This is a genomic window from Allobosea sp., from assembly GCF_030694325.1.
In the GTDB taxonomy this organism is placed as follows: Bacteria; Pseudomonadota; Alphaproteobacteria; order Rhizobiales; family Beijerinckiaceae; genus Allobosea.
Window position 1 is genome coordinate 1 of record NZ_JAUXYO010000111.1, and the last position, 22,440, is coordinate 22,440.

General features: G+C 68.4%; 23 protein-coding genes, 1 tRNA gene and 1 pseudogene. 19 read left to right on the plus strand and 6 right to left on the minus strand.

What is annotated here, in order from left to right; genetic code table 11:
- A partial coding sequence (locus tag Q8M82_RS06705; RefSeq protein ID WP_305690602.1) for an NAD(P)H-hydrate dehydratase occupies positions 1 to 687 on the plus strand: 687 nt, incomplete at its 5' end.
- Between the two features lie 49 nt (positions 688 to 736).
- Here Q8M82_RS06705 and Q8M82_RS06710 read toward each other — a convergent pair.
- Positions 737 to 1,342: a PRC-barrel domain-containing protein gene (locus tag Q8M82_RS06710; protein WP_305690603.1), complete on the minus strand. Its 606-nt coding sequence runs from the start codon at positions 1,340 to 1,342 to the stop codon at positions 737 to 739.
- 231 nt (positions 1,343 to 1,573) lie between these two features.
- Here Q8M82_RS06710 and Q8M82_RS06715 point away from each other — a divergent pair, with 231 nt between their 5' ends.
- Positions 1,574 to 1,789, plus strand: coding sequence for a hypothetical protein (locus tag Q8M82_RS06715; RefSeq protein ID WP_305690604.1), 216 nt, complete (start codon positions 1,574 to 1,576; stop codon positions 1,787 to 1,789).
- Positions 1,790 to 1,846: 57 nt separating this feature from the next.
- On the opposite strand, the gene Q8M82_RS06720 is transcribed toward Q8M82_RS06715, so the two are convergent.
- Positions 1,847 to 2,071 (minus strand): hypothetical protein, encoded by a 225-nt coding sequence (locus Q8M82_RS06720; protein ID WP_305690605.1) that lies wholly within the window; start codon positions 2,069 to 2,071, stop codon positions 1,847 to 1,849.
- A gap of 195 nt (positions 2,072 to 2,266) precedes the next feature.
- On the opposite strand from Q8M82_RS06720, the gene Q8M82_RS06725 reads away from it, so the two are divergent.
- Positions 2,267 to 2,539 carry a hypothetical protein gene (locus Q8M82_RS06725; RefSeq protein WP_305690606.1) on the plus strand — a complete coding sequence of 91 codons (273 nt, stop codon included), beginning with the start codon at positions 2,267 to 2,269 and terminating at the stop codon, positions 2,537 to 2,539.
- 48 nt (positions 2,540 to 2,587) lie between these two features.
- Here the strand turns inward: Q8M82_RS06725 and Q8M82_RS06730 are convergent.
- Positions 2,588 to 2,662, minus strand: a tRNA-Lys gene (locus tag Q8M82_RS06730).
- A gap of 140 nt (positions 2,663 to 2,802) precedes the next feature.
- Here Q8M82_RS06730 and Q8M82_RS06735 point away from each other — a divergent pair.
- The 8 genes from Q8M82_RS06735 to Q8M82_RS06770 all read left to right on the plus strand — a co-directional run bounded on the left by Q8M82_RS06735 (position 2,803) and on the right by Q8M82_RS06770 (position 10,985).
- Positions 2,803 to 3,891 (plus strand): hypothetical protein, encoded by a 1,089-nt coding sequence (locus tag Q8M82_RS06735; RefSeq protein WP_305690607.1) that lies wholly within the window; start codon positions 2,803 to 2,805, stop codon positions 3,889 to 3,891.
- Positions 3,892 to 3,926: 35 nt separating this feature from the next.
- Entirely contained in the window at positions 3,927 to 4,238 is a 312-nt protein-coding gene (locus Q8M82_RS06740; RefSeq protein ID WP_305690608.1) for an FtsB family cell division protein, read from the plus strand.
- Positions 4,239 to 4,534: 296 nt separating this feature from the next.
- On the plus strand, positions 4,535 to 5,515 hold the full coding sequence (pdhA, locus tag Q8M82_RS06745; RefSeq protein ID WP_305690622.1) for a pyruvate dehydrogenase (acetyl-transferring) E1 component subunit alpha: 981 nt from the start codon (positions 4,535 to 4,537) through the stop codon (positions 5,513 to 5,515).
- A gap of 57 nt (positions 5,516 to 5,572) precedes the next feature.
- Positions 5,573 to 7,006: a pyruvate dehydrogenase complex E1 component subunit beta gene (locus Q8M82_RS06750; RefSeq protein ID WP_305690609.1), complete on the plus strand. Its 1,434-nt coding sequence runs from the start codon at positions 5,573 to 5,575 to the stop codon at positions 7,004 to 7,006.
- A 15-nt stretch (positions 7,007 to 7,021) separates the two neighbouring features.
- A complete protein-coding gene (locus Q8M82_RS06755) occupies positions 7,022 to 8,359 on the plus strand; it encodes a pyruvate dehydrogenase complex dihydrolipoamide acetyltransferase (RefSeq protein WP_305690610.1) in 1,338 nt (445 codons plus the stop codon).
- 199 nt (positions 8,360 to 8,558) lie between these two features.
- Positions 8,559 to 9,005, plus strand: coding sequence for an endonuclease domain-containing protein (locus Q8M82_RS06760; protein ID WP_305690611.1), 447 nt, complete (start codon positions 8,559 to 8,561; stop codon positions 9,003 to 9,005).
- Positions 9,006 to 9,008: 3 nt separating this feature from the next.
- Positions 9,009 to 10,448 (plus strand): dihydrolipoyl dehydrogenase, encoded by a 1,440-nt coding sequence (lpdA, locus tag Q8M82_RS06765; RefSeq protein WP_305690612.1) that lies wholly within the window; start codon positions 9,009 to 9,011, stop codon positions 10,446 to 10,448.
- 198 nt (positions 10,449 to 10,646) lie between these two features.
- Positions 10,647 to 10,985: a GlsB/YeaQ/YmgE family stress response membrane protein gene (locus Q8M82_RS06770; protein ID WP_305690613.1), complete on the plus strand. Its 339-nt coding sequence runs from the start codon at positions 10,647 to 10,649 to the stop codon at positions 10,983 to 10,985.
- 8 nt (positions 10,986 to 10,993) lie between these two features.
- Here Q8M82_RS06770 and Q8M82_RS06775 read toward each other — a convergent pair whose 3' ends face one another.
- Positions 10,994 to 11,737 (minus strand): hypothetical protein, encoded by a 744-nt coding sequence (locus tag Q8M82_RS06775; RefSeq protein ID WP_305690614.1) that lies wholly within the window; start codon positions 11,735 to 11,737, stop codon positions 10,994 to 10,996.
- Positions 11,738 to 11,836: 99 nt separating this feature from the next.
- Here Q8M82_RS06775 and Q8M82_RS06780 point away from each other — a divergent pair, with 99 nt between their 5' ends.
- The 4 genes from Q8M82_RS06780 to Q8M82_RS06795 all read left to right on the plus strand — a co-directional run bounded on the left by Q8M82_RS06780 (position 11,837) and on the right by Q8M82_RS06795 (position 15,956).
- Positions 11,837 to 12,157: a GlsB/YeaQ/YmgE family stress response membrane protein gene (locus tag Q8M82_RS06780; protein WP_371126261.1), complete on the plus strand. Its 321-nt coding sequence runs from the start codon at positions 11,837 to 11,839 to the stop codon at positions 12,155 to 12,157.
- A gap of 121 nt (positions 12,158 to 12,278) precedes the next feature.
- A complete protein-coding gene (lipA, locus tag Q8M82_RS06785; protein WP_305690615.1) occupies positions 12,279 to 13,304 on the plus strand; it encodes a lipoyl synthase in 1,026 nt (341 codons plus the stop codon).
- A 15-nt stretch (positions 13,305 to 13,319) separates the two neighbouring features.
- The gene (locus Q8M82_RS06790; protein WP_305690616.1) at positions 13,320 to 13,799 is read left to right on the plus strand and encodes a type II toxin-antitoxin system RatA family toxin; all 480 of its coding nucleotides are present in this window, start codon (positions 13,320 to 13,322) and stop codon (positions 13,797 to 13,799) included.
- A 42-nt stretch (positions 13,800 to 13,841) separates the two neighbouring features.
- Positions 13,842 to 15,956 carry a fused MFS/spermidine synthase gene (locus tag Q8M82_RS06795; RefSeq protein WP_305690617.1) on the plus strand — a complete coding sequence of 705 codons (2,115 nt, stop codon included), beginning with the start codon at positions 13,842 to 13,844 and terminating at the stop codon, positions 15,954 to 15,956.
- Between the two features lie 8 nt (positions 15,957 to 15,964).
- Here the strand turns inward: Q8M82_RS06795 and Q8M82_RS06800 are convergent, their stop codons facing one another.
- On the minus strand, positions 15,965 to 16,459 hold the full coding sequence (locus Q8M82_RS06800) for a CinA family protein (RefSeq protein ID WP_305690618.1): 495 nt from the start codon (positions 16,457 to 16,459) through the stop codon (positions 15,965 to 15,967).
- 17 nt (positions 16,460 to 16,476) lie between these two features.
- Positions 16,477 to 17,703, minus strand: coding sequence for a bifunctional 2-C-methyl-D-erythritol 4-phosphate cytidylyltransferase/2-C-methyl-D-erythritol 2,4-cyclodiphosphate synthase (locus Q8M82_RS06805; protein WP_305690619.1), 1,227 nt, complete (start codon positions 17,701 to 17,703; stop codon positions 16,477 to 16,479).
- A gap of 158 nt (positions 17,704 to 17,861) precedes the next feature.
- Here Q8M82_RS06805 and dusB point away from each other — a divergent pair, with 158 nt between their 5' ends.
- The 4 genes and pseudogenes from dusB to Q8M82_RS06825 form a co-directional block, all read left to right on the plus strand.
- Positions 17,862 to 18,884, plus strand: a complete 1,023-nt coding sequence (dusB, locus tag Q8M82_RS06810; protein ID WP_305690620.1) for a tRNA dihydrouridine synthase DusB — start codon at positions 17,862 to 17,864, stop codon at positions 18,882 to 18,884.
- Between the two features lie 81 nt (positions 18,885 to 18,965).
- Positions 18,966 to 20,042 (plus strand): two-component system sensor histidine kinase NtrB, encoded by a 1,077-nt coding sequence (locus Q8M82_RS06815; RefSeq protein WP_305690623.1) that lies wholly within the window; start codon positions 18,966 to 18,968, stop codon positions 20,040 to 20,042.
- 20 nt (positions 20,043 to 20,062) lie between these two features.
- Positions 20,063 to 21,511, plus strand: a complete 1,449-nt coding sequence (gene ntrC, locus Q8M82_RS06820; RefSeq protein ID WP_305690621.1) for a nitrogen regulation protein NR(I) — start codon at positions 20,063 to 20,065, stop codon at positions 21,509 to 21,511.
- A gap of 126 nt (positions 21,512 to 21,637) precedes the next feature.
- A pseudogene (locus tag Q8M82_RS06825) lies at positions 21,638 to 22,440 on the plus strand (PAS domain-containing sensor histidine kinase); the annotation flags it as partial.

The following is a 22,440-nucleotide window of genomic DNA, read 5'->3' on the forward strand; positions in this document are numbered from 1 at the left end:
GTCGCCTGCCGTCCCGTGGCGCTCGCGGCGCACGCCGCCCGCGGCCCCGATGCGCTGATGCAGCGCCCGGTCGACGATGCCGAGCAACTGTCGGCGTTGCTGCGCGAGCCTCGGCTCTCGGCGGTGCTCATCGGTCCGGCGCTGGGGCTCGATGCCACGGCGCGCGACGCGGTGATGGCCGTGCTGCGCAGCGACGTGCCCTGTGTCCTCGATGCGGATGCGCTGACCCTGCTCGCCGCCACCGGGCCGAGGCTGCCGGACCTGCTGGGCCGGCGCAACGGCGCCTGCGTGCTTACCCCACATGAAGGCGAATTCCAGCGGCTGTTTGCCGAGGTCGCGCATATCGGCGAGGCCGCGTCCAAGCTCGTGCGGGCGCAGCGGGCCGCAGCCCATGCGCGGGCGGTCGTGGTGCTGAAGGGCGTCGATACGGTCGTCGCGGCGCCGGACGGTCGCGCCGTCATCAACACGACCGGAGACCCTGCGCTCGCCACCGCCGGGTCGGGCGACGTGCTCGGCGGCGCCATTGCGGGCCTTTTGGCGCAGGGGATGCCCGCCTTCGAAGCGGCCTGCGCCGCGGTCTGGCTGCACGGCAAAGCGGGGGAGGCGCTGGGCCGGGGCCTGATCGCCGACGATCTGCCGGCTGCGCTCGGGAGACTGGCCGGAGAACGCGAACGCGACCAGACGTGAAAACGCCCGCCGTCCGGGTGGACGGCGGGCGCCTCGACGCTGGGCCGGATCAGGTGTTGGAGTAGGTCACCGCCGGAGCGGCCTTGAGCTGATCCTTGGTCATGTTGATCTTGCCGTGGTCCGGATACATCTGGTCCATCGGCGCCGTGGCGGCCGTTCCGGCCGTCCCCGTGGCACGGGGCGCGGTGGCAGCGGTGCCGGCCGCGCCGGGCGCGGTGGTCCCGGCATTGGTTCCGGTGGCGGCGGTGCCCGTGGCGGTCGCCGTCATCGGCTGCATGCTCCAGTTCACCTCTTCGAACTTGACCGCGACGTCCTTGGCGCCGATGCCGAGAAAGCCGCCGACGCCGACCGTGATGCCGGTGATCTTGCCCGTGTTGTCGATCAGGACTTCGGTGACGTCACCGACCTTCTCGTTGTCCGGGCCGTAGATGTCGACGCCCATCAGCTTGGACGCACGCCAGTTACCGCGCATCGCCTGGTTTTCGGGCGCGAGGGTGGACTGAGCGCCGGAAGCTGCGGGCGCGGCGGTGGACGGGGCCACCGTGGAATTCGGGGCGGCGGGAGTCGCCGGCGCCGGAGCGGTCGTCTGGGCGATCGCCGTGGCGCTCATCAGGGCGAGAGCGAGCGAGGTGGCGGCGAGGGGGTGCTTGAACATGGTGTCCTCCTTCGGTGGGGCATCCGCCTTGCGACGGTCTGCTTCATCAACACGCGCTGGCGCGGATTGTTCACAGTCCTTGCCGCTTTTTTGCGCGCAAAGCCGGCGGTCGATCCGGCAGGACGGGCCTTTCGTTTGGTGTTGGCCGGCTTTTTGGAGTGAGGCGGAACCGCTGCCAAACGCCGACGGTTGGGCTCGCAGGTGCGGCGCACGCTACGGGGAGGATCGGTAATGAGCGAGACGACGGTGACGATCACACTCGGGCCTGCGGAACGGGATGCTCTCGAGCGCTATCGGCTCGAGCGCCTTCCCGGCTCGGCGCTCGCGGACGCCGCCCGGGCTGTGCTGGTGGCCTGGGCCGCGCGGCAGCCGGATTCCCTGTCGCAGGACAGCAGTGTCGACGAAGGCCTGCGGCCAGAGCAGCTGAATGCGAGCAACGACATCTGACGCCCGTCCACGGGAACGAGCGCGACGGGGACGCCGACAGCGGGCGCGTTCGTCAGCTCAGCTTGGATCGCGCCATCCCGACGCGTCGTCATGCCGCCGGTCCCAGGCGGTGATCGCCTCGACCAGGGCGGCCCGCTCGCGCTCCTCCGCCTCGCCGCAGGCCGAGGCGTCGAGCGCTGCGATCCGGCGCGTGGCCCGCTCGTAGTCGTCGAGCGTCTCGATCCGGATGTGCGGCTGGTCCGGCTCGCCGCGATGGGCTGAATGATCGACCGACACGCGCATGGCTGGCCTCCGCTGCTCGCCCCCGTCCCGGAAAGACCCGCCAGCGCCCGGCAGGTTCCCACGACATGCGGGCGCGGGCGGCCGAAGGCGCCATCGCCGGAGATAAAGCGCCGCTTAAGTCTTCCTCAAAAGGTCTAACGGCCTGATGAGGCGAGGGGCGGCGGGAGGCTGCCTCGTCGGGGGCAGGGGCTTGCCATGATACGAATACTCGCGGTCGCAGCCGCCCTCCTCGTCATCGGAGCGGTTCCGGCGCAGGCCTTCTGGCCGCGCGGTCAGGTCTCGATGTGCGCCGATGCGACCACGGAGCGCGAGCGCATCCGCCACCGCTGCCACGAACTCGGCGCTTATGCCGATCCCGGCTGGCCGGCGCTCGGCATCAAGGGGGCGGGCCCATGGGGGGCGCGCGGAAAGGGCTTTGCGCCGCAGCACGCACCGATCACGCGCCCGCCGGTCCGGCGGCTGGGGTAGAGCGCAGGACGCGCAGCGGAAAGGGTTGGGGGGCTCAAGGAGCGACCGTGGTGAGCGGGGAGGGGATCGAACCCTCGACCACATGATTAAAAGTCACGTGCTCTACCACTGAGCTACCCGCCCTCACCGGCGCTGACATACGGATGCCCCGGCTGCGGGTCAACATTGTTCCGCCCTGCCTTTCCATGGCAGAAGCGCGGCAATGCAGCGCGGAGGTGGCTCGGTGGCCACGCCGGGCCCTGCGGATTCGGGACGAAGACGGGATGAACGAGACCGAGCGATCGCAGGCGCAGGCCGCCTGGACACGCTGGACGATCGGGTTCTTCGGCAGCGTCGCAGTGACGCTGCTGGTCTTGTGGGGTTTTGCCTCGGCGCTCGATCCCTTCGGGTTGCGGGTCGTCAACGGGCACCCGCCGCGCCCGATCATGGATATCAACCAGCGCTTCATGTACCCGCAGCTGGTCCGCTCCGGGCGCTTCGATTCGGCCATATTCGGCACCTCGACCATGCGCCTGCTCGATCCTGCGGCACTGTCGGAAGGAATCGGCGGGCGTTTTGCCAATCTCGCCATGAACGCGGCGACACCCTGGGAACAGATCCAGATGGCGGACCTGTTCGCCAGGCAGGTCGCCACGCCCCGCTCGGTGCTCTGGGGCATCGATTCGACCTGGTGCGAAGCCGATGCGACCGACCCGGCCAAGCGGCTGACACCACGGCCCTTTCCGCCCTGGCTCTATGACGGCGTCGGCTGGCGCGACTGGCCGCAGCTGATGAATTTGACCACGCTGGAGATCGCCGCACGCCTGCTCGCGCACCACCTCGGCCTGATGCCCGAGCGCATTCGCGGCGACGGCTACGAGGTCTTCACCCCGCCCGAGCCGCTCTACGATCTCGCCCGTGCCCGGATGCATCTCTATGCCGACCGCGGCGGCGTCGCGCCCGAGCCGGGGCCGATTGTCCCGCCCGAATCCGTCTCCTCCGAGGCGCGGGCGCAATGGCGTTTCCCGGCGCTGGACTGGCTCGACCAGGCGCTGTCCCGCCTGCCACCGCAGACGCGGGTCCTGCTCGTGCTGCCGCCGGCCCATTACGCGATGATGCCGCGGGAGGGGTCGATCGGCGGGCAGCACTATGACGCCTGCAAGCGGGACCTCGCCGCGATGGCCGCCCGCCACGGCGCCACCGTGATCGATTATGCGCTGAACTCGCCGATCACCCGGCGCGACGAGAACTACTGGGACCGGGTGCATTACCGCCTGCCGATCGCCCGTCGGATCGAAGCGGATCTGGTCGCGGTGGCCAACGGCCGGCCGCCGCAGGCCGACGGTGCGGTCGCAGTGACGCAACCGCGTTAACCGGTCGGAAACCACGGCGGCCTAACGCTGCTGGCATGGTCATCCGTCGTGGCGTCAGATCGGTCCTCATCACCCTTGCGCTCTACCTCGTGTCGGGCGCTGCGGTGAGCTATTTCCTGTTCCACGCCCAGCACGGCTCGCGCGGCCTCGATGCCCGCGACACCCTGAAGGACTCGCTGCGCGCAATGGAGGTCGAGCTCGCCACGCTGACCACGGAGCGCAAGCTCTGGGAGAACCGGCTCTCGCTCGTGCGCGACGAGGCCGTCGACCGCGACGTGCTCGAGGAGCGGGCCCGCGACGGCCTGGGCCGCGTCCACAAGAACGACGTCATCCTGATGGGTCGCTGACGGAAGCGGCGACGTCGGCAAATAGTCCCGGACGTATCGATTAACTGAAATTCGGTTACGTTTTGAAAGCCCATTGGATTCAAGGGCTTGTCTCATGCTGCAATGCGAGATAGCCGCCTCGCCAAGGGTTTTGCGATCCTCTACAACCAAGGTCGAGTGACCTTGGAGGACCGCCGATGGCCGTTGCCGCGCGCAAGACGAAAGCTGCCGCCCCCGTCAAATCCGCCGCCAAGCCGGCCAAGGCGCGAACGGCCAAGGCCGGCGCCGACAAGGCGTCTACCGCCGCGCCCAGCAACATGGCGGTCTTCACCAAGGAGGAAGACCTCCACGCCTATCGCGAGATGCTGCTGATCCGCCGCTTCGAGGAGAAGGCCGGCCAGATGTACGGCATGGGCCTGATCGGCGGCTTCTGCCACCTGTATATCGGCCAGGAAGCGGTCGTCGTCGGCATGCAGATGGCCTCGAAAGAGGGCGACCAGGTCATCACCGGCTATCGCGACCACGGCCATATGCTGGCCTGCGGCATGGAATCGCGCGGCGTGATGGCCGAGCTCACCGGGCGGCGCGGCGGCTATTCGCGCGGCAAGGGCGGCTCGATGCACATGTTCTCCCGCGAGAAGAATTTCTATGGCGGCCACGGCATCGTCGGCGCCCAGGTCTCGCTCGGCACCGGGCTCGGCTTCGCCAACTGGTACCGCGAGGACGGGCGCGTCTCGCTCGCCTATTTCGGCGACGGCGCGGCCAATCAGGGCCAGGTCTATGAGAGCTTCAACATGGCCCAGCTCTGGAAGCTGCCGGTCGTGTTCATCATCGAGAACAACCGCTACGCCATGGGAACCTCGGTCAACCGCGCCTCGGCCCAGACCGATTTCTCCCGCCGCGGCGTCTCCTTCGGCATTCCCGGCGAGCAGGTCGACGGCATGGATGTGCGCGCCGTGCGCGATGCCGCGACGCGGGCCATCGAGCACGCCCGCTCGGGCCAGGGACCCTACATCCTGGAGATGCAGACCTACCGCTATCGCGGCCACTCCATGTCTGACCCGGCGAAGTATCGCTCCAAGGACGAGGTCCAGCGGATGCGCGAGGAGCACGATCCGATCGAGCAGGTGAGGGGCCGCCTCACGCGCGAGTTCAAGGTCGGCGAGGACGAGCTGAAGGCGATCGACGCCAAGGTCCGCGAGATCGTCAACGACGCGGCCGAGTTCGCGACGCACGACCCCGAGCCCGATGCCTCGGAGCTGTTCACGGACATCCTGCTGGAGCCGGCCAAGGCCTGAGGGCCTGCGCCGCGCCGCCTTTCCCTTTCGCCTCGTCCAATCATTCCGGGTGCGTTCATGCCGATCGACATTCTCATGCCTGCCCTTTCGCCCACGATGGAGCAGGGCAAGCTCGCCAAATGGCTGAAAGCCGAGGGCGCCAGCGTCAAGGCCGGCGACATCATCGCCGAGATCGAGACCGACAAGGCGACCATGGAGGTCGAGGCGGTCGACGAGGGCATCCTCGCTAAGATCTTGGTCGCCGACGGCACAGAGAACGTCGCGGTCAACACGCCGATCGGCATCATCGCCGCTGAGGGTGAGGATGCGAAGGCGGCCGCCAGCGGCGGTGCCGGGCAGGCCGGCAAGCCGGCCGCGAGCTCGCCCCAGGCGGCGCAGTCGGCTCCTCCGGCCGCGGTCGGCGAGGCGCCGCAGGTCGCCGCCGCGCCCAAGGCGGAATCGGCCGTCGCCAACCCGCCGGCGACGCCCAAGAGCTACGACGCCTCCGCCGAGTTCCCCGCAGGCGCCGAGATCGTCAGCATGACGGTCCGCGAGGCGCTGCGCGACGCCATGGCCGAGGAGATGCGCCGCGACGGCGACGTCTTCGTCATGGGCGAGGAGGTCGCGGAGTACCAGGGCGCCTACAAGGTCACGCAAGGGCTGCTGCAGGAGTTCGGCGCCAAGCGCGTCATCGACACCCCGATCACCGAGCATGGCTTCGCCGGCATCGGCGTGGGTGCGGCGCTGACGGGTCTCAAGCCCATCGTCGAGTTCATGACCTTCAACTTCGCCATGCAGGCGATCGACCAGATCATCAACTCCGCCGCCAAGACGCTCTACATGTCCGGCGGCCAGATGGGCTGCCCGATCGTGTTCCGCGGCCCCAACGGCGCGGCCGCCCGCGTCGGCGCCCAGCACAGCCACGACTACGCCGCCTGGTACTCCAACGTGCCCGGCCTCAAGGTGGTGATGCCCTACAGCGCTTCCGACGCGAAGGGCCTACTCAAGAGCGCGATCCGCGACCCCAACCCGATCATCTTCCTCGAGAACGAGATCCTCTACGGCCGCTCCTTCGATGTGCCCAAGGGCGACGACTTCCTGATCCCGATCGGCAAGGCCAAGGTCGCCCGCCCGGGCACCGACGTCACCATCGTCTCCTTCGGCATCGGCATGACCTATGCGCTCGGCGCGGCGGAAGCGCTGGCCAAGGAGGGCATCGAGGCCGAGGTCATCGACCTCAGAACGATCCGCCCGATGGACATCGAGACCGTCGTCGCCTCGATCCGGAAGACCAACCGCTGCGTCGCGGTCGAGGAGGGCTTCCCGCAGTCCGGCGTCACCGCCGAGATCGGCATGAAGATCATGGAAGCGGCGTTCGACTATCTCGACGCCCCCGTCGCCCGCGTCACCGGCAAGGACGTGCCGATGCCCTACGCCGCGAACCTCGAGAAGCTCGCCTTGCCGAACATCGGCGAGGTCGTCGCGGCGGCCAAGGCCGTCTGCTATCGCTGAGAAGGGGCGCAACCGATGCCGACCAACATCCTGATGCCCGCGCTCTCTCCCACGATGGAGAAGGGCAATCTCGCCAAATGGCTGAAGAAGGAAGGCGACACCATCAAGTCCGGCGACATCATCGCCGAGATCGAGACCGACAAGGCCACGATGGAAGTCGAGGCTGTCGACGAGGGCATTTTGGCGAAGATCGTCGTGCCTGAGGGCACGGCCGATGTCGCGGTCAACGAGATCATCGGCGTGATCGCCGGCGAAGGCGAGGACGCCAAGGCGGCCGCCGCACCGGCCAAGGCCGAGGTACCGAAGGCTGCCGAGGCTCCCAAGGCCGAAGCGCCCAAGGCTGCGCCGGCTGCCGCCGCTCCGGCCGCTCCCGCAGCGGCCCCGGCCGCATCCTCCGGCGAGCGCCCCTTCGCCTCGCCGCTGGCGCGCCGCCTCGCCAAGGAGGCCGGTCTCGACCTGTCGAAGGTCCAGGGCTCGGGCCCCCATGGCCGCATCGTCGAGAAGGACATCGAGGCCGCCAAGACCGGCGGCGGCGCCAAGGCGGCGCCGGCTGCCGCGCCGGGAGCTACCCCGGCCACGGCACCGAAGCCTGCGGCTGCGCCGCTGGCGGCGGGCCCCTCCGACGAGCAGGTCAAGAAGCTGTTTGCGCCGGACTCGTATGAGGAGGTGCCGCATGACGGCATGCGCAAGACGATCGCGCGCCGCCTGCTCGAGGCCAAGCAGACCGTCCCGCATTTCTACGTCACCGTCGATTGCGAACTCGACGCCCTGCTCAAGCTGCGCGGCGAACTCAACGCCGCCGCGCCAGAGAAGGACGGCAAGCCGGCCTATAAGCTCTCGGTCAACGACATGGTGATCAAGGCCCTGGCCCTGGCGCTGAAGGCGGTGCCAGACGCCAATGTGAGCTGGACCGAGAGCGCCATGCTCAAGCACAAGCACGCCGATGTCGGCGTCGCCGTCTCGATCCCGGGCGGGCTGATCACGCCGATCATCCGCGATGCCTGCCACAAGAGCCTGTCGCAGATCTCCAACGAGATGAAGGACATGGCGGCCCGCGCCAAGGCCCGCAAGCTGAAGCCGGAGGAGTATCAGGGCGGCACCACGGCGGTTTCCAATCTCGGCATGTTCGGAGTCAAGGACTTCGCCGCGATCGTGAACCCGCCTCATGCGACCATCCTGGCGGTGGGCGCCGGCGAGCAGCGCGCCGTGGTCAAGGGCGGTCAGCTCGCGGTCGCAACCGTGATGTCGGTGACGCTCTCGACCGACCACCGCGCCGTCGACGGCGCGCTCGGAGCCGAGCTGCTGGCCGCCTTCAAGGGCTATATCGAGAAGCCGATGGCGATGCTGGTGTGATCCGCATTTCGTGATGCGGAGCACCCAGTCGCCCGCCCCCCACCCCAATCCCCTCCCCACCAGGGGGAGGGGAAGCGTTTGGGCGATTGGCGACGAGCTTGACGATGATGCGATGACACCTCGACCTAACCCCTCCCCCTCGTGGGGAGGGGCAGGGGTGGGGGGCGGAAAGCCGGGACTCTCCACTGGGAGATGCGCGATGCGGTTCCTGCGAGATCGCTCAAGGGTTGCCACTCCAGCAGCCAAGCGGAACGCACCCAAGCTTCGCCGCAGCCTGACCGAGCCTGAAAAGCGGCTCTGGATGCTCCTCCGCAACCGCCTGCCTCAGGATGGCACCCATTTCCGCCGGCAGGTCGCGCTGGGTCCTTATGTGGCAGACTTCGCCTGTCTTGCGGCGAGGCTGGTCATCGAAGTCGATGGCGACCAGCACGGGACCGACCGGGCGCTGCGCTGCGACGCCGGCCGAACCGACTGGCTTGAAGCCAACGACTTCACGGTCCTGCGCTTCACCAACCGGCAGATCATGACCGAGGCGGAGATGGTGGTCGACACGATCTTCGCCGTTCTATCCGGGCAGCTCTCGCGCTGTCCGCCGACCCCCACCCCCAGCCCTTCCCGACATGCGGGAGGGGAGGAGTTCAGGTGATCCATGGCTGACTACGACATCATCATCATCGGCTCCGGCCCCGGCGGCTATGTCGCGGCGATCCGGGCGGCGCAGCTCGGCTTCAAGACGGCGATCGTCGAGCGCGAGCATCTCGCCGGCATCTGCTCGAATTGGGGCTGCATCCCGACGAAAGCTCTTCTGAGGTCGGCCGAGATCCTGCACTACGGCCAGCACGCCAAGGATTACGGGCTGGTGCTGGAGGGCACCTTCAAGGCCGATCTCGAGGCGGTGGTGAAGCGCTCGCGCGGCATCGCGGCGCGGATGAACAACGGCGTCCAGTTCCTGATGAAGAAGAACAAGGTCGACGTGATCTGGGGCGAGGCGGTGCTGACCAAGCCGGGCACCATCCAGGTCGCGCCGACGAAGAAGCCGGCGATGCAGCCGCAGGTGCCGCCGCCGAAGAACGCCAAGGGCGAGGGCACCTACACCGCCGACCACATCATCGTCGCGACCGGTGCCCGCCCGCGCGCGCTGCCCGGCATCGAGCCGGACGGCAAGCTGATCTGGACCTATTTCGAGGCGATGGTGCCGGCCAAGTTGCCGAAGTCCCTGCTCGTCATGGGCTCGGGCGCCATCGGCATCGAATTCGCCTCCTTCTACCGCACCATGGGCGTCGAGGTGACGGTGGTCGAGGTGATGCCGCAGGTCGTGCCCGTCGAGGATGCCGAGATCGGCGCCTTCGCCCGCAAGGCCTTCGAGAAGCAGGGCATCAAGATCCTGACCTCGGCCAAGGTCACCAAGGTCGAGAAGGGGGCCGACAGCGTCACCGCCCATATCGAGGACGAGAAGGGCGGAAAGCTCACGATCACCGCCGACCGCATGATCTCGGCCGTCGGCGTCGTCGGCAACATCGAAAACCTGGGCCTGGAGGCGCTCGGCGTGAAGACCGATCGCGGCTGCATCGTCATCGACGATCTTTGCCGCACCAATGTGAAGGGCCTCTATGCCATCGGCGATGTCGCCGGCCCGCCGATGCTCGCCCACAAGGCCGAGCATGAGGGCGTGATCTGCGTCGAGGCGATCAAGGGCCTCCACCCGCATCCGATGGACAAGCTGATGATCCCGGGCTGCACCTATTGCCACCCGCAGATCGCCAGCGTCGGCCTGACCGAGGCCAAGGCCAAGGCCGCCGGCCACGAGATCAAGGTCGGCCGCTTCCCCTTCGTCGCCAATGGCAAGGCGGTCGCGCTCGGCGAGGATTCCGGCCTCGCCAAGACGATCTTCGACGCCAAGACCGGCAAGCTGCTCGGCGCCCATCTGGTCGGGCCCGAGGTCACCGAGCTGATCCAGGGCTTCGTCGTGGCGATGAACCTCGAAACCACCGAGGAAGAGCTGATGCACACCGTCTTCCCGCATCCGACGATCTCGGAGGTGATGAAGGAGAGCGTGCTCGACGCCTATGGCAAGGCGCTGAATGCGTAGAGCAGCGCTCGCGTTCGAAACGGAGGCGTCATCCCGGACAAGCGGCGCAGCCGCGCCGATCCGGGATCCATGCCTGAACCGTTCCGGAATGGATCCCGGATCTCCGCTTCGCTCCGTCCGGGATGACGCCGGGGCTCCGGAATAAAACCGCTGGCGGTCCCCCTCGACTTCGCAGCCCCGCATCCGCATATCCCGGCCATGGCGCCGCGCACCCGCAAACCCAGAGACCCCGACACGATCGTGCCCGACGAGCAGGTCGAGATCCTCCCGCCCGGCCGCGGCCTCGTGCTCGACTGGCGCGTGATCGCGCCGACGGTGGCGCTCGGCACCGTGACGGGCTTCGCCGCCAGTCTCGTCGTCGGCGGTGGCGGGCTTTTGCGCCATGCCGTGGTCGGCCTGCTCGGCATGCTGGTCGGGCAGGGGCTGGTGCGCCTCACCGGCTGGCGGGTGCGCACCGGCTATGCCCGCCTCGATGAGATGGCGATGGCCGTGATCGGCGCGATCCTCGTGGTGCTGCTGGCCCGCTTCATCGCCTGAGGTGAGCTTCAGTTCAGGTCGATCCGCAGCCCGGCTCCGATGAAGTTGGAGCCCGACTTCTGGGGAGCGATCAAGCCGAAGATGCCCGAGCGATGATGCAGGCGCGCAACGAGGGACACTCCCGGCACGGAGGCATGCGCGAACTCGGCCTCGAAGGCGAGGTAGTTCAGAAAACGCGTCGGGCGCACATCGACGGCACCTTCGAAACGCGGGCGCTCGGATGCGTAGGACAGCCCCTCGCCAACCGCAAAATTGACACTCAGGCCACCGGCCAAGGGAATCTGACCGGTCCGAAACATCAAAGCCAGCGTCGTCTCCCAATGCTGCTGGCCGCCGAAATGCCGCAACAGCTGGCCCTCGACCTCGATGCGGTTGCCCGGAAGGGCAATATCGGTAAAGGGCAGCGGAACGGTGAAGGACGGCACGATCACGCGCGACAGGCCGCCCCCCACGAAGTTGGTGTCGGAGAAGCGCAGATTGCCGGTGGCGGCCCGCTGCGGCACCTCCAGCAGATCGGTGTTGACCCAGCGGCTGACATAGCCCGTGGCATGCCAGCGGCGTTCGTTCGCCTGGGCAAAGGCCGGTTCGCCCATCATCGCGACGGCCACGACGAGCGGGCGCCATGGCGAGCGCGGCGGCGGGCCCTGGCCGCGGCGACGGGCCTTTCTCATGGCGAAGCGACGTGGGGGCGCGAGCATGGGCGGGACGTCCCTGTTTCGGCTGATGCTCAAGAAACCGCTGGCGGAAGCCACCGTCGATCGTCTGCCGGCGTGCGGGCCTTTTTGAGGCGAACAGGATGACGCGCGGCGTGGAACCGCGCATGACTCTGCTCGTTGAGGGGAGGGCGCGGGATGGAACAGGTCTGGGCCCGCGGTCTGGGGGACGATACGACAATGGAAAACTTCGCCGCCACCATGGCGCAGCCGGGCTATGGCTTCTTCGCCACGATCTTCATCGGCATGCTCGCCGGCTGGATCGCCGAGAAGATCACCTCCTCGGATCATGGCCTCTTCACCAACATGCTCGTCGGCGTCGCCGGCTCCTTCCTCGGCAGCCGTCTGGCGGAACTGCTCGACATCGCGATCTTCGGCTTCTGGCGGACGCTCGCGGCGGCGATCGCGGGCGCGGTCGTCGTGATCGTGATCTGGAACGCGGCCCGCGGGCGCCGCTGATCCGCAGGGCGAACGCCCTGCGACAGGGCGACCCGGCGTGCCGAAGGTTGCCCTGCGCTGCCGGGACGATTAGCTAGGGATCAGGCGGCGGCCAGGGGCCGCCGCGATGGATCCTGTCCCGATGGCTCTCGTCCTCGACCTGCTCAACCGCGATCCGCGGCCCAATATCGGCAATCCGAAATCCGAGGCCCCTCAGGCCGCGGCGGAGCTGCGCCATCCGGAGAAGCAGAAGCGGCCCGAGAACCCGATCCTGCGCAAGCCGGACTGGATCCGCGTCAAGGCGCCCGGTTCGCCGAAATGGGCCGAAACCCAGAAGATCGTGAAGGCGGAGAAGCTGGTCACGGTCTGCGAGGAGGCCGGCTGCCCCAATATCGGCGAGTGCTGGGAAAAGAAGCACGCCACCTTCATGATCATGGGCGACACCTGCACGCGGGCCTGCGCCTTCTGCAACGTCAAGACCGGTGTGCCCCAGCCGCTCGACCCGCTGGAGCCGGCGAAGGTCGCCCAGGCCGTCGCCAAGCTTGGGCTCGAGCATGTCGTGATCACCTCGGTCGATCGCGACGACCTCAAGGATGGCGGCGCCGAGCATTTCGCCCAGGTCATCCGCGCCATTCGCAAGGCCTCGCCCGGCACCACCATCGAGATCCTGACGCCGGACTTCCTGCGCAAGCCCGGCGCGCTCGAGGTCGTGGTCGCGGCCAAGCCCGACGTCTTCAACCACAATCTCGAGACCGTCCCGGGCAAGTACCTGACGGTGCGCCCTGGCGCCCGCTATTTCCATTCGCTGCGGCTGCTGCAGCGGGTCAAGGAGCTCGACCCGACGATCTTCACGAAGTCCGGCATCATGGTCGGCCTCGGCGAGGAGCGGAACGAGATCCTGCAGCTGATGGACGATCTGCGCTCGGCCGATGTCGACTTCATCACGATCGGCCAGTATCTCGCCCCCTCGCGCAAGCACCATGCGGTGATCCGCTTCGTCACGCCCGAGGAGTTCAAGGGCTTCGAGGCGATCGCCTATGTGAAGGGCTTCCTGATGGTGTCCTCGACGCCGCTGACGCGCTCCTCGCACCATGCGGGGGAGGATTTCGCCAGGCTGCGCGCCGCCCGCGAGGCGAAGGTCGGCATCGGCCACAACAGCCGCGGCTGAGAAGGCACGTTTCCGATGCCGATGTTCAACAACACCCGCCGGGTGAGGCACAGCCCGGAGCAGATGTTCGCGCTCGTCGCCGACGTCGAGAAATACCCGCAGTTCCTGCCGCTCTGCGAGGGGCTTACCGTGCGCCGCCGCACGCCGCAGGAGGGCGGGGGCGAGGTGCTGCTGGCGGATATGAGCGTCGGCTACAAGGCGATCCGCGAGACCTTCACCAGCCGCGTCACGCTGGACCCGGCGAACCTGCGGATCCTTGTCGAATATGTCGACGGACCGTTCCGCTATCTGGAGAACCGCTGGACCTTCAAGCCGCACGAACGCGGCTGCGAGATCGGCTTCTTCATCTCCTATGAATTCGCCAGCCGCATGCTCGGCCTGCTGATGGGCGCGATGTTCGACAAGGCCTTCCGCAAATTCGCCGAAGCGTTCGAGCGCCGGGCCGATCTCGTCTATGGCGATGACGCAACGAGAGGGGCGGTCACCGCGTCTTAAACTGTTGCTGTCAGGTTTCCGGCGAGAGATCGGAGACCGGACATGAAGATGTCGTCTACCCCTGCACCGAGCCTGGGCGCCACGCGGCGGCTGACCATGACCATGCCGGTCTTTGCGGCGACGCTCTTCCTTTCGGCCTTCCTGCTCTTCGGCATCCAGCCGATGTTCGCCAAGATGGTGCTGCCGAAGCTCGGCGGGTCGCCCGGCGTCTGGTCGGTGGCGATGGTCTTCTTCCAGACGGCGCTGCTCGCCGGCTACGGTTATGCCCACTGGCTCGTCGGCCGCTTCAGCCTCCGCCGGGCGGCGCTGATCCATCTCGCGCTGATGGCGGTCGTCCTGCTGGTCGGCCTGCCGATCGGCATCGCCGCCGGCTTCGAGCGTCCGCCGCAGGAGGGAGCGACGCTCTGGCTGATCGCGCTCTTCGCCGCCTCCGTCGGGCTGCCCTTCTTCGCCGTCGCGGCCAACGGCCCGCTGCTGCAGGCCTGGTTCGCCCGCTCCGGCCATCCCCGGGCGGCCGATCCCTATTTCCTCTATGCCGCTTCCAATGTCGGCAGCTTCCTCGCGCTGATCGCCTATCCCTTCCTGATCGAGCCGGTGCTGACGCTCTCCCTGCAATCCCTGGCCTGGAGCTGGGGCTTCGGCCTGCTCCTTGCGGCGATCGCGGCCTGTGCGGGTCTGGCGCTGGGCGCAGGCGACACGCATGGTTCCGCGCCGCAGGCCACCGCAGCCGCGACGTCCGTCACCGGGCGCCAGAAGCTCGCCTGGGTCGGGCTGGCCTTCGTCCCCTCGGGCCTGCTCGTTGCTGTGACGGCGCATCTCTCGACCGATGTCGCCTCGGTTCCGCTGCTCTGGGTGGTGCCGCTTGCGCTGTTCCTCCTGACCTTCGTCATCGTCTTTCAGAGCCGCCCGCTGCTGCGGCATGGCTGGATGCTGACGGCCCAGCTCGTCTTCGTGGCGGCCCTGATCCTCAAGATGCTCTTCCAGTGGAGCATCGGCTGGGCCGGTGAACTCGCTTTGCATCTCGGGCTGTTCTTCACCACGGCGATGGTCGCCCATGGCGAACTCGCCCGTCGCCGGCCCGATGTCGCGAACCTGACGGCCTTCTATCTGTGGATGTCGCTGGGCGGCGTGCTGGGTGGCCTGTTCTGCGGGCTGCTCGCCCCGCTGCTGTTCAACTCGGTCGTTGAGTACCCGATCCTGATCGTCGCAGGCCTGCTCTGCCGCCCCGGCTTCACCGGCATTCGCCTGTCCGGCCCCGTGCGGGCGGGCCTGACCGGCGCCGTCGTCGTCGGCCTGATCGCGCTCGTCGTCACCGAGCAGCAGCGCAGCGATTCCGTGCGCTCCTTCTTCGGCGTGAACCGGATCGTCGACAGCCCGGACGGCCGTTTCCGCGTCCTCGTCCATGGCAGCACGGTCCATGGCGCGCAGCGGCTGCGGCAGGATGACGGCAGCCTCGTTTCCGGTCGGCCAGAGGCGCTCAGCTACTATTACACCGGCGGCGGCATCGCCGACGGCATCGATGCGGTGCGGCAGGTGCGCGGCGGCCGGCTCGGTGCGGTCGCGGCGATCGGGCTCGGCACCGGCTCGCTCGCCTGCCAGACGCGCCCGGGCGAGGACTGGACCTTCTTCGAGATCGATCCCGAGGTCGCACGGATGGCCGCCGACCCGAGCCGCTTCTCCTTCCTCGCCGGTTGCGCGCCGACTGCGCGAATCGTGCTCGGCGATGCCAGGCTGACGCTGGCCGATGCCGCGCCGGCCTCGCTCGACCTGATCGTCGTCGACGCCTTTTCGTCGGACGCGATCCCGGTGCATCTGATGACGACCGAGGCCATCGCCCTCTACCAGAGCAAGCTCAGGACCGGCGGCGCCATCCTGTTCCATATCTCCAACCGCAACATGGATCTCGGGCCCGTCGTGACCGCGACCGCCCATGCTCGGGGTCTCGCCACCTGGATCCGGCCGACGAACCAGACGCCCGAACTCATGGCCCAGCGGAAATACACCCCGCATGTCGCCATCGTGGCGCGCCATCCCGAGGATCTCGGACTGCCCGCCGAACAAGGCTGGGTCGCACAGTCGGGCCCGGGTCCGGCCCGCGCCTGGCGCGACGACTATGCCGATGTCATCGGCGCGATCTGGCGCAAGCTGGCGCCCTGATCGCGGCGTCAGCCTTCCGCCGCCTCCAGCAGCATGGCAAGCGCCGTCAGCACCGAGAGCCGCCGGATCTCGTCGCGCGACAGCGGGCCGAAGCGCATCTCGCGATGAAACGTGCCGGCCGGTCCGGCACAGGCGAAATGCACCAGTCCGACTGGCTTGGCCGCGCTGCCGCCTCCCGGTCCCGCGACGCCGGTGACGGAGACCGCGAAGCCCGCCGCCAGCGCGCTGCGCCCGCCCTCCGCCATCGCCCGCGCCACCGGCTCGCTGACGGCGCCATGGGCGGCGAGCAGGGCTTCGGGCACGGCGGCGAGCGCCATCTTGGCTTCGTTCGAATAGGTGATTAGCCCGCCCAGCACGACATCGGAGGAGCCGGCAATCGCGGTGAGCGCACCGCCGACGAGGCCGCCCGTGCAGGATTCAACCGTGGCGACCGTAGCGCCCCGCGCCCGGAAAGCGTCCAGCACGGCGGTGGCGCGCTGCATGGTCTCGCTGTCGAACGGCATCGGCGGCCTCCGGTGGATCAGGGCGAGCGTGGCGGCGCGGGCGGCTCGGGCAGGCGGATCGTGGCTGTCGCGAGCGCTGCCAGCCCCTCCTTGCGGCCGGTGAAGCCGAGGCGTTCGGAGGTCGTCGCCTTGATCGCCACCTGGTCGAGATGCAGCCCGGCTACAGCCGCGATCGTCGCGCGGATGGCCTCGCGGTGCGGGCCGATCTTGGGCGCCTCGCAGATGAGGGTGAGGTCGAGGAAGTCGATGCGACCGCCGCGCGACCGGACCCGCTCGACGGCGAAGGCGAGGAAGCGGTGCGAAGCGGCGCCGCGCCATTGCGGGTCGCTCGGCGGAAAATGCGTGCCGATATCGCCCTCGGCCAGCGCACCCAGCAGCGCATCGGTGAGCGCATGCAGCGCCACGTCGCCGTCGGAATGCGCCAGGACCCCGCGATCATGCGCGACGCGGACGCCGCCGAGCCAGACATGGTCGCCCTCGCCGAAGGCGTGGACGTCGTAGCCCGTGCTCACCCGCACGACGAGCGGCGGCGGGCCCGGCGCCTCGGCGCGGGCAAAATCCTCGGGATGGGTGAGCTTCATGTTGGCGGGCTCCCCGGCGAAGGTCGCGACGGGATGCCCCGCCCATTCCATCAGTGCGGCATCATCGGTGAAGCCGGCGCGCCCCTCCGCCGCCGCCTTGCGATGCGTCGCCAGCAACGGCTCAAACGCGAAGGCCTGTGGCGTTTGCACGCTGACCAGCCGGTCGCGCGGCGGCGTCTCGGCAATGCGACCTGTGTCGTCGAGGCGTTTGATCGTGTCGGTGACCGGCAGCACCGGGATGGCGGCCACCGTCGCGTCGCCGATCGCGGTCACGGCGCTGCGCACCAGTTGCTCGGTCAGGAAGGGCCGCGCGGCGTCATGGACCAGTACGGTCCCGCGAAAGCCCTGAGCCGCCAGCGCTTCCAGCCCGAGACGGACGGAATCCTGCCGGGTTTCTCCGCCCATCGTCGGCGGGACGATGCGGGCATCGCCGAGGCCGGCAACGGCGTCGGCATAGCGCGCCTCGTCCCCGGCCCCGATCACGACGGCAATCCGCCCGACCTCCGGCGTCGCCAGAAAAGGCGCCAGCGCCTGCCGCAGAACCGGGCTGCCGCCGAGGAGACGATACTGCTTGGGGGCCTCGAAGCCGGCCCTCAACCCCCGGCCGGCGGCGACGACGAGCGCGGCGACCGGGGCGGCGGTGTCAACTCGTTCTGCGGGCACGGCTCTCGGTCCTGGAGGAGCTTCGGTGATAGTCGCAGGCGGCAGCGACGCCAAGTCCAAAGGCCCGGCGACGGCCGGCGCGGACATGTTGATGATGCGGTGCACTATTTCGTGCGAGTCCCTTGCGCAACCGCAGCAATGTCCAATAAATATGCAAGATGCAGGTTGCCTTTAATTCGGGCTCCGCCGGGGCCACATCGCTTCCCGTCGTCCTCGCCTCGCGCGCCCTGCTGGCGCCGATGTCGGGCGTGACCGATATCGTCACGCGCCGGATCGCGGCGCGCCACGGCGCGGGGCTGGTGATCTCCGAGATGGTGGCCTCGGACGAGTTCGTCCGCGGCAGCGAAGAGGCGCGCATCCGGGCCGAGGGCGCCGGCATCTCGCCGCATGTCGTCCAGCTCGCCGGCTGCGACCCGCATTGGCTCGGCGAGGCGGCGCGGCTGGCTGAGGCCAATGGCGCCGCCGTCGTCGACATCAATATGGGCTGTCCCGCGAAGAAGGTCACCGGCGGCTGGGCCGGCTCCGCCCTGATGCGCGATCTCGACCATGCGGTCTCGCTGGTCGAGGCCGCGGTCGCCGCCGTGAAGGTGCCGGTCACCGTCAAGATGCGCCTCGGCTGGGACGATGCCTCCCGCAATGCGCCGGAACTCGCGCGTCGGGCCGTGGCCTCCGGCGCGCGGCTGATCACGGTCCATGGCCGCACACGCCAGCAATTCTACAAGGGTGTCGCCGACTGGGCGGCGATCCGCGCCGTGCGGGCGGCGGGCGCCTTTCCGCTCGTCGCGAACGGCGACATCCGCAATGCCGACGATGCCCGGCGGTGCCTGGCCCAGTCCGGTGCCGATCTCGTCATGGTCGGGCGGGCTGCGCTGGGGCGGCCCTGGCTGGTCGGTGCGATCGGTGCCGCGCTGGATGGGCGCGCGCCGTCCGAGCTCTCGCTCGCCCAGAAGCATGCCGTCGCCCGCGAGCATTACGAGGGCCTGCTGTCGCTGATGGGCAAGGCCCAGGGTGTGCGCCACGCCCGCAAGCATCTGGCGGCCTATGCCGACGAGGCGGCGCTCAGCGGCGCAACTCCCGACGCCGAGGCGCGGCGCCGGCTGCTGACCACGGATGATCCGAGCCAGGCCCTCGCGGCACTGGCCGTGCTGTTTTCTCCTGCCTGCGGCCGCGTTGCGGCCTGAACCGGGGTATTGCGTATGACGATGGCGTTCGCCGAGAGCGGCGGAAAGGGAAGGGACAGTTTCCTGCTCGATCGGATCGAGATGCAGGCGCTCAACGTGCTGCCCATGCCCGTCGTGGTCATCGGCGAGCGCAACGGCATCCTCTATGCCAACACTGCCGCCGAGGATTTTTTCCAGTCGAGCGCGGTCGTGTTGAAGCGCCAGCGCCTCGACGATCTGATCGCCTTCGGTTCGCCGGTGCTGGCGCTTGTCGACGAGGTCCAGCGGCGGGGCGCCAGCGTCAGCGAGTACCGGCTCGATCTCGGTTCGCCCCGGCTCGGAGCCGATCGTGTCGTCGATGTGTTTGCATCGCCTTTGCCCAGCCAGGGTGACGCGGTCGTCCTGATGCTGCAAGAACGAACAATTGCTGAAAAAATGGACAGACAGCTGACGCATCGGGGGGCAGCCCGCTCGATCACGGCGCTCGGTGCGATGCTGGCCCATGAGATCAAGAACCCGCTCTCCGGCATTCGGGGCGCAGCGCAACTGCTCGAAGCGACGGTTCCCGACGAGGAGCGCATCCTGACGCAGTTGATCTGCGACGAGACGGACCGGATCGTGAAGCTCGTCGAACGGGTCGAGCTCTTCGGAGACGAGCGCCCGACCGAGCGCGACCCGGTCAATGTCCACGACGTGCTCGACCATGTGAAGCGCCTCGCCCAGTCCGGCTTCGCGCGTCACATCCGCTTCAACGAAATCTACGACCCGTCCCTGCCTCCGGTTTCCGGAAACCGCGATCAGTTGGTGCAGGTGCTGCTGAACCTGATGAAGAATGCGGCAGAAGCCATTGGAACGCAGTCGATCGACGGCGAGATCACCTTGACCACCGCCTACCGCCCCGGCATCCGCATGCAGGTGCCGGGATCGGCCGGCCGCATCGCCCTGCCGCTCGAGATCGGCATCCGCGACAACGGCCCCGGCGTTCCGCCGGATCTGCTGCCGCACCTGTTCGACCCCTTCGTCACCACCAAGGCTCAGGGCAGTGGCCTTGGACTTGCACTCGTCGCCAAGGTGATCGGGGATCATGGCGGTATCGTCGAATGCGAATCCGTCCCCCGCCGCACCACGTTTCGAATTCTGCTGCCCCTGCACCAGTTCCGGGCGCGGCAGGCGGATTGAGGCCTACAGGACCACAGTGAATGCCCACCGGTAACATTCTCGTCGCGGACGACGACGCCGCGATCCGCACCGTCCTCAATCAGGCCCTGGCGCGGGCTGGCTATGAGGTCAGGACCACCGGCCAGGCGGCGACGCTGTGGACCTGGGCCGCCCAGGGTCTGGGCGATCTGATCATCACCGACGTGGTGATGCCGGACGGCAACGCCTTCGACCTGCTGCCGCGCATCAAGCGGGTGCGGCCGGAGCTGCCGATCATCGTCATGAGCGCGCAGAACACCTTCATGACCGCAATCAAGGCCTCCGAGCGCGGCGCTTATGAGTATCTGCCCAAGCCCTTCGACCTGAAGGAACTCGTCGCCATCGTCGGCCGGGCGCTGTCGCGTCCGCGAGGCGAAGGAGCCCGGGCGAACGCCGCCGAGCCCGACGACATCCCGCTGATTGGCCGCTCCCCGGCCATGCAGGACGTCTATCGCGCGCTCGCCCGGCTAATGCCGATCGACCTGACGGTGATGATCAATGGCGAATCCGGTACCGGCAAGGAACTCGTCGCCCGCGCCCTGCACGACTACGGCAAGCGCAAGAACGGCCCCTTCGTCGCGATCAACATGGCCGCGATCCCGAAGGACCTGATCGAATCCGAACTCTTCGGCCACGAGAAGGGCGCCTTCACCGGAGCGCTGACGCGCTCCTCGGGCCGCTTCGAACAGGCCGAGGGCGGCACGCTCTTCCTCGACGAGATCGGCGACATGCCGATGGAGGCGCAGACGCGCCTGCTGCGCGTGCTGCAGCAGGGCGAATACACCACCGTCGGCGGACGGACCCCGATCAAGACCAATGTCCGCATCGTCGCCGCGACCAACAAGGATTTGCGGATCTCGATCGCCCAGGGGCTATTCCGCGAGGATCTTTTCTTCCGCCTGAACGTCGTGCCGATCCGGCTGCCGCCTCTGCGCGAGCGCGTCGAGGACATTCCCGACCTCGCCCGTCACTTCTTCACGCTCGTGGAGAAGGAGGGGTTGCCCCGCAAGCAGATCGATTCGGAAGCGATGGACGTCATGCGACGCTATCGCTGGCCGGGCAATGTCCGCGAACTGGAGAACCTCGTGCGCCGCCTCGCGGCGCTCTATCCCCAGGAAACCATCACCGCCCCGATCATCGAGGCGGAACTGCAGCCGGCGACGGCGACGGCGAGCTTCTCCGGCAGCCCCGCACAGGAGCGGGCCGAGACCCTGTCGGGCTCGGTCGAGCGTCATCTCAACCAGTATTTCGGTGGTTTCGGCGACAGTATCCCGCCGCCAGGGCTCTATCACCGCATTCTGCGCGAGGTCGAGCCGCCGCTGATCGCCGCGGCGCTTGCGGCCACCCGCGGCAACCAGATCCGGGCGGCCGAGCTCCTCGGCCTCAACCGCAACACGCTGCGGAAGAAGATTCGCGAGCTCGACATGCAGGTGGTGCGCTCACCGCGCTAAAACGCGGGCGGCGCAGCTCCGCCTTTCATATGTCATATTTTGACAACACCGTTGCGGCGGCGCATCAGTGCGGCGCCGCGGCCTGGGCGCACTCTTGCGCCGGCCGCCAGGGAGTTGTCTGCGATCGTGTCTGCCTCACCGACTGACCTCAGGATCGTGCCGCGCGCCGAGGATACGCCGCGGCGCGTGTCCGGCTGGCTGGGCGCGACGGTGGTCGTCTTCGCGCTGGTCTCGGCGCTGGTCACCTTCCTCGTCTTGTCCGGCGTCACGCCGGTGGTGCCCGTCCATCAGGTCGTCGTCGGCGTCTTTGTCCTCAACGCCTTCCTCATCCTGCTGCTGCTGGTCGTGGTCGCCTTCGAGACCGCCGTGCTGATCCGCGCGCGCCGGGCGGGCGCCGCGGCGGCGGGACTGCATGTCCGCATCGTCGGCCTGTTCTCCATCATCGCGGCGCTGCCGGCGATCCTCGTCGCCGTGATCGCCACCGTCACGATCGAGCGGGGTCTGGAGCCCTGGTTCTCTGATCGCATGCGTGACGCGATCTTCCGCTCCGTCGACGTCGCCGATGCCTATGCCGGGTCGCAGTGCCAGTCGCTCGGCCGCGAGATCCGGTTGCTCGCCGATGATCTCTCCCGAGCCAAGGCCGCCTATGACGTCGACCGGAAGTGGTTCGACAGCTTCCTGACGGCGCGGGCCACGGCGCTCGGCGTGCCCGTGGTCGCGATCATGCAATCGCCTGACAAGGTGTTGGCGCGCGCCAATATCGACGTGCTGCGCGATGCGGCCAAGCCCGACCAGGCCGCTTTCGACGATGCGATGGCCTCGCCAGAGCCGATCTGCGTCATTCCCGCGAGCGGCCGGATCTTCGGCGCGCTGGTCAAGCTGCCGGCCTATGACAACGCCTTCCTCCACATCGCGCGGCAGGTCGATCC

What these genes read in the sequence shown, in the direction of transcription:
- Q8M82_RS06790 (WP_305690616.1), top strand. Translation starts at nt 13,320, where the DNA reads ATGCCGATGTTCAACAACACCCGCCGGGTGAGGCACAGCCCGGAGCAG.
- Q8M82_RS06815 (WP_305690623.1), top strand. Translation starts at nt 18,966, where the DNA reads ATGCAGGCGCTCAACGTGCTGCCCATGCCCGTCGTGGTCATCGGCGAG.
- lpdA (WP_305690612.1), top strand. Translation starts at nt 9,009, where the DNA reads ATGGCTGACTACGACATCATCATCATCGGCTCCGGCCCCGGCGGCTAT.
- Q8M82_RS06740 (WP_305690608.1), top strand. Translation starts at nt 3,927, where the DNA reads ATGGTCATCCGTCGTGGCGTCAGATCGGTCCTCATCACCCTTGCGCTC.
- Q8M82_RS06720 (WP_305690605.1), bottom strand. Translation starts at nt 2,071, where the DNA reads ATGCGCGTGTCGGTCGATCATTCAGCCCATCGCGGCGAGCCGGACCAG.
- Q8M82_RS06795 (WP_305690617.1), top strand. Translation starts at nt 13,842, where the DNA reads ATGAAGATGTCGTCTACCCCTGCACCGAGCCTGGGCGCCACGCGGCGG.
- Q8M82_RS06710 (WP_305690603.1), bottom strand. Translation starts at nt 1,342, where the DNA reads ATGTTCAAGCACCCCCTCGCCGCCACCTCGCTCGCTCTCGCCCTGATG.
- dusB (WP_305690620.1), top strand. Translation starts at nt 17,862, where the DNA reads ATGCAGGTTGCCTTTAATTCGGGCTCCGCCGGGGCCACATCGCTTCCC.
- Q8M82_RS06735 (WP_305690607.1), top strand. Translation starts at nt 2,803, where the DNA reads ATGAACGAGACCGAGCGATCGCAGGCGCAGGCCGCCTGGACACGCTGG.
- Q8M82_RS06750 (WP_305690609.1), top strand. Translation starts at nt 5,573, where the DNA reads ATGCCGATCGACATTCTCATGCCTGCCCTTTCGCCCACGATGGAGCAG.
- Q8M82_RS06770 (WP_305690613.1), top strand. Translation starts at nt 10,647, where the DNA reads ATGGCGCCGCGCACCCGCAAACCCAGAGACCCCGACACGATCGTGCCC.
- lipA (WP_305690615.1), top strand. Translation starts at nt 12,279, where the DNA reads ATGGCTCTCGTCCTCGACCTGCTCAACCGCGATCCGCGGCCCAATATC.
- Q8M82_RS06780 (WP_371126261.1), top strand. Translation starts at nt 11,837, where the DNA reads ATGGAACAGGTCTGGGCCCGCGGTCTGGGGGACGATACGACAATGGAA.
- Q8M82_RS06755 (WP_305690610.1), top strand. Translation starts at nt 7,022, where the DNA reads ATGCCGACCAACATCCTGATGCCCGCGCTCTCTCCCACGATGGAGAAG.
- Q8M82_RS06760 (WP_305690611.1), top strand. Translation starts at nt 8,559, where the DNA reads ATGCGGTTCCTGCGAGATCGCTCAAGGGTTGCCACTCCAGCAGCCAAG.
- Q8M82_RS06800 (WP_305690618.1), bottom strand. Translation starts at nt 16,459, where the DNA reads ATGCCGTTCGACAGCGAGACCATGCAGCGCGCCACCGCCGTGCTGGAC.
- Q8M82_RS06715 (WP_305690604.1), top strand. Translation starts at nt 1,574, where the DNA reads ATGAGCGAGACGACGGTGACGATCACACTCGGGCCTGCGGAACGGGAT.
- pdhA (WP_305690622.1), top strand. Translation starts at nt 4,535, where the DNA reads ATGGCGGTCTTCACCAAGGAGGAAGACCTCCACGCCTATCGCGAGATG.
- ntrC (WP_305690621.1), top strand. Translation starts at nt 20,063, where the DNA reads ATGCCCACCGGTAACATTCTCGTCGCGGACGACGACGCCGCGATCCGC.
- Q8M82_RS06725 (WP_305690606.1), top strand. Translation starts at nt 2,267, where the DNA reads ATGATACGAATACTCGCGGTCGCAGCCGCCCTCCTCGTCATCGGAGCG.